This is a genomic window from Novosphingobium sp. AAP1 (assembly GCF_001295765.1).
GTDB classification, from domain to species: Bacteria; Pseudomonadota; Alphaproteobacteria; order Sphingomonadales; family Sphingomonadaceae; genus Novosphingobium; species Novosphingobium capsulatum.
Genome location: NZ_LJHO01000035.1, coordinates 1 through 4,175 on the forward strand (window position 1 = coordinate 1; position 4,175 = coordinate 4,175).

The window sequence follows — 4,175 nt, forward strand, 5'->3', positions numbered from 1 at the left end:
GATTTTGGGTAATCGGCTCGGCATAGTTTCCTGCTCCCCGCGCACATCACGTGCGCGGAGGAGCGATCATGATCACCGATGTTTATGTGAGCAGAAGCCGGGTAATGCGGAGCCTGCGGGCAGGTCCGCTTGGTGAACACATCCATCTCTACGTCGCGCAGCTTCAGCAAGGCGGCTACAGTCTCGAGACAGGCCATCGACGGCTGAGCATTATACGAGATTTTGGTTTTTGGCTCGGCGCCACAGGCGCGGGTATTGCTGATATCGACGAAGCGACCGTCACGCAGTATCTCGCCGAGCGGTCGCGGCACCGCCCGCAGTTCGGAGGGGACGCCCGTGCACTCGCTCGGCTGCTCTCGATCCTGCGCGAAGCGAACGCCATCGCGCATCGCGCGGTGCCGCCGCGTGATCCGCACGAGGATATTTGTGAGGCCTATAGCCGCTACATGGCGCGCCAGCGGGGCCTCGCACCGTCGTCGATCGCGAGCCACGTTTGGTTCCTTCGGCCCTTCCTGCAAGAACTGGGTATCACCGCTAACGCCGACCTTGGTCGCCTGTCAGGGCGCGAGGTGTCGCTCTATGTCGAGCGGCATGCCGCGGATGGCGGAGCGACGACCGCCCGGATCATGTGTTCGCGCTTGCGGGTGTTCCTGCGGTATCTGCACGCAGAAGGCTTCATCACCGCAGATCTGACGGCTGCTATCCCCTCTATCCGGCGGCCTGGCGAAGCGCGATTGCCGAGTTTCCTGCCGATCGAGGACGTTCAGCGCATCCTCGACGGTTGCGACCGGAGCACCTCGGCGGGACGAAGAAACTATGCGATCCTGATGCTGCTCGCCCGGCTGGGTTTGCGCGCGGGCGAAGTGGCGAAGCTCAGCCTTGATGATATAGATTGGCACGCAGGTCAGTTCACCGTTCGGGGCAAGGGACGGAAGATCGCCACCATGCCACTGCCGCACGATGTCGGCGCCGCGATTGCCGCCTATCTACAGCATGGTCGCCCCCGTTCTGACAGCCGGCGGCTGTTCCTGCTCGCCGTTGCGCCATATTCCGGGTTCAAGGGAGCGCCCGGCATACAGACCGTCGCACGCTCGGCGATCAAGCGCACCGGCATCCCCGGTCCCGGTCGACGTGGTTCGCACATCTTCCGGCACAGCCTCGCGACGGACCTGTTGCGATCGGGCGCTACCCTGACCGAGATCGGCCAACTCCTACGCCACGAACAACAGGACACGACCCGGATCTACGCCAAGGTCGATCTCGATAGCCTGCGCCCCCTCGGCCAGCCGTGGCTGGGAGGTGAACAATGAGCGCGCTGTGTCAGGCGCTGGCCCGCTATGTCCGCATGCGGCGCGGGTTCGGCTATCGCTACCGGGACGAAGAGCGCTGTCTTGGGGATTTCATCGCGTTCATGGACGCGGCGCAGGCGACGGTCATCACGCGCGCGCTGGCGATGGCCTGGATCACCCAGAGCCAGCGCACCTCCTGGCCGAACCGGTTGTCGGCGGTGCGCGGATTCGCCCGGCATCTCTCGAACGTGGAACCGGAGACCGAGATACCACCGGCTGGGATTTTTCCATCCCCGAAGCGGCGACATCCCTATATCTACACCGAGGCAGAGATTGAGCGCCTGCTGGACGCGACGCTCAGTTGGGGTCTGGCCAAAGGCATCAACCGGCGAACTTATCATTGCTTGTTCGGGCTGCTCGCCGCGACGGGCATGCGCTTGGGTGAAGCGATCGGTCTCGAACGCGCCGATGTCGATCTTGAGGCCGGGTTGTTGACGCTGCGCGTGACCAAAGGCGGCAAGGATCGCCTCGTCCCACTGCATCCGACTACCTCCCGAGCGCTCGCCGATTACGCCGCGCGACGCGACGATTGCCGCATATGCCGCAAGAGCCCCTGGTTTTTCGTCCTGCGTGGAGGCCAGCGGCTGCGGCTTCAGTACCCGGAACGCATATTTATCGGGGTGATGCGACGGATCGGGCTGCGCGATACCGAGCCGCGCAGCACTGGCCCACGCATCCACGACCTTCGTCACACCTTCGCGGTCAACACCCTTCTGCGCTGGTACCGTGCCGGCGAAGATGTCGAGCGCCTGTTGCCGATGCTCACCACCTATCTCGGCCACAGCAAGGTTCGCGACACATACTGGTACCTCTCGGCCTGCCCCGAGCTCATGGGGGAGGCCGCGAGCCGGCTCGAAGCCCGCTGGGAGACGGCGTCATGAGCGTCGCGTCGATCCTGCCAGGTCTCATCGAGCGGTTCTTCACCCAGCGTCTCATACAGCAGCGTAACGCCAGCCCCCACACCATCGCATCTTACCGCGATACATTCCGGCTGCTGTTCGCCTTCGCGCTGGCAAGGTTGGGCAAGCCACCCTCCAAGCTCGACCTGGCCGATCTCAATGCCCCGTTCGTCGGTGCCTTCCTCGACGATCTGGAAGCGAGCAGGTCGATCGGGATCAAGACCCGCAACTTGCGCCTGACCGCCATTCGGGCATTCCTGCGCTTCGTTGCGCTTGAGGAGCCTGCCTATGCCGGGCAGATCCAGCGTGTGCTCGCGATTCCCGGCAAGCTCCACGACAGGCGCGAGGTGCATTTCCTCACCCGCGACGAGATCAACGCGATCCTTGCGGCACCCGATCGCAGCAGTTGGATCGGTCGTCGTGACCATATGCTGCTCCATCTCGCCGCGCAGACAGGCCTGCGGCTATCGGAGATCGTCCAACTCGAACGCACCGCTGTCGTTTTGGGCGCCGGCGCACATGTTCGATGTCTCGGCAAGGGCCGCAAGGAGCGCTGCACGCCACTCACCACGCAGACGCGCCATGCCCTCCAGGCCTGGCTCAAGGAGGCAGGGAGGTTCGGTTCGATGAGGCTGTTCCCCAACCTCCATGGCGGCGATCTGAGCGCCGATGCCGTGCAGCGCTTGCTGCGCAGGCATGTCGCGACCGCGACACAAGCTTGTCCGTCACTTCGGCGCAAGCGGGTCACGCCACATGTCCTCCGGCACACCGCCGCGATGGAACTCCTCCAGGCGGGCGTCGATATTTCGGTTATCGCGCTGTGGCTCGGGCATGAGTCCATCAAGACGACGCAGGTCTATTTGCACGCCCACCTCGCCTTGAAGGAAGCGGCACTGGCCAAGGTCAAGCCGTTCAACGGACGGAAGGGCGGACGTTATCAGCCGGGGGACCGACTGCTAGCCTTCCTCGAGGCACTCTAACTTGGCGTGCGGACTCGCCTCTGCTATCTATTTGAGGCGCTGTGCAAAGGGCAGCGCCGGGACTGGTAATCCCGCCAGAGAAGCAACTCGGACACCTCGGTTTCCGGGGTGTCGTCGCGCATGTCCAGACCTTCGGGTTAAAGGCGACGGCGCATGTCTCTGGCATGTTACCAGCTCCGGCGGCTCCCGCGCCTAGCGTGCGGGAGTTCGGGACTGTTTCCGCATCCGTCTCATCTCTTCCGCGTAACCGCCCTGATGCGGACCGGAGGTACCAATGTACAACATTGCCCCTGTCTCAACGCAACGCTGCCTGCCCGCCAGGTCGGCTGCCGGTTCCCGCAACGCGACGCTGGCGGCATTGTGGAGAACCTATGATGCTCAGCCAGTCCAGCTTCAGCGAACGCGCGAAGGGCGTAACCTGAGCCGTGAACGCTATCGGCGCGCGGAAGAGTTCATGCTGTCCCTCGCACCCGAAGCGCCGGGCGACTGGCCCGATTTTCTCTACGCTACCGGCATCGTAGCTCAACTCGCCCTGTCATCGCATTTGCTCGACATCGGCTTTCCCGACGCCTGGTGCGCTCGTTATATCGGCCTCCACATCGACCGATCGCTTGCCTATGCCAATGCTAGCGGCTTCGGCTACCAGTGCCCCGACACCGCACGGTTGGCGGCAGTGCTTTCACCCTATTGGAAATGGAATCACCGCCATCTGGTCGACCGCCCGCACCCGAAGGACGGCGGCTTCACCCCCGACCAGGTTCGGTCGCTGCAGCGCGCGCTCATGGACCATGTGAGGCATGTCACCGGACACGGTCGATCGCGTCGCCGGATGAGGAGATCATGACGCCCTCCTCCGATGCTTCGCACGGGGAAGAACGGTAAAACTATGCCGAGCGGATTGCGCCAAATCCCGCAGATATCCTGGCCTTCCCACGGCCATGCGGAAT

General features: G+C 63.7%; 4 protein-coding genes. All 4 read left to right on the forward strand.

The window, feature by feature from the left end:
• Positions 1-68 precede the first annotated feature (68 nt).
• The 4 genes from IP65_RS20565 (at position 69) to IP65_RS20580 (ending at position 4,072) form a co-directional block, all read left to right on the forward strand.
• Entirely contained in the window at positions 69-1,310 is a 1,242-nt protein-coding gene (locus tag IP65_RS20565; RefSeq protein ID WP_156306819.1) for a site-specific integrase, read from the forward strand.
• Positions 1,307-2,230 carry a tyrosine-type recombinase/integrase gene (locus tag IP65_RS20570; protein WP_054132900.1) on the forward strand — a complete coding sequence of 308 codons (924 nt, stop codon included), beginning with the start codon at positions 1,307-1,309 and terminating at the stop codon, positions 2,228-2,230. Before IP65_RS20565 ends, IP65_RS20570 begins: the two co-directional genes overlap by 4 nt.
• Positions 2,227-3,228: a tyrosine-type recombinase/integrase gene (locus tag IP65_RS20575; RefSeq protein ID WP_054132901.1), complete on the forward strand. Its 1,002-nt coding sequence runs from the start codon at positions 2,227-2,229 to the stop codon at positions 3,226-3,228. The genes IP65_RS20570 and IP65_RS20575 overlap by 4 nt, the downstream gene beginning before the upstream one ends.
• A gap of 274 nt (positions 3,229-3,502) precedes the next feature.
• Positions 3,503-4,072, forward strand: a complete 570-nt coding sequence (locus IP65_RS20580) for a hypothetical protein (protein ID WP_082350300.1) — start codon at positions 3,503-3,505, stop codon at positions 4,070-4,072.
• Positions 4,073-4,175: the final 103 nt, after the last annotated feature.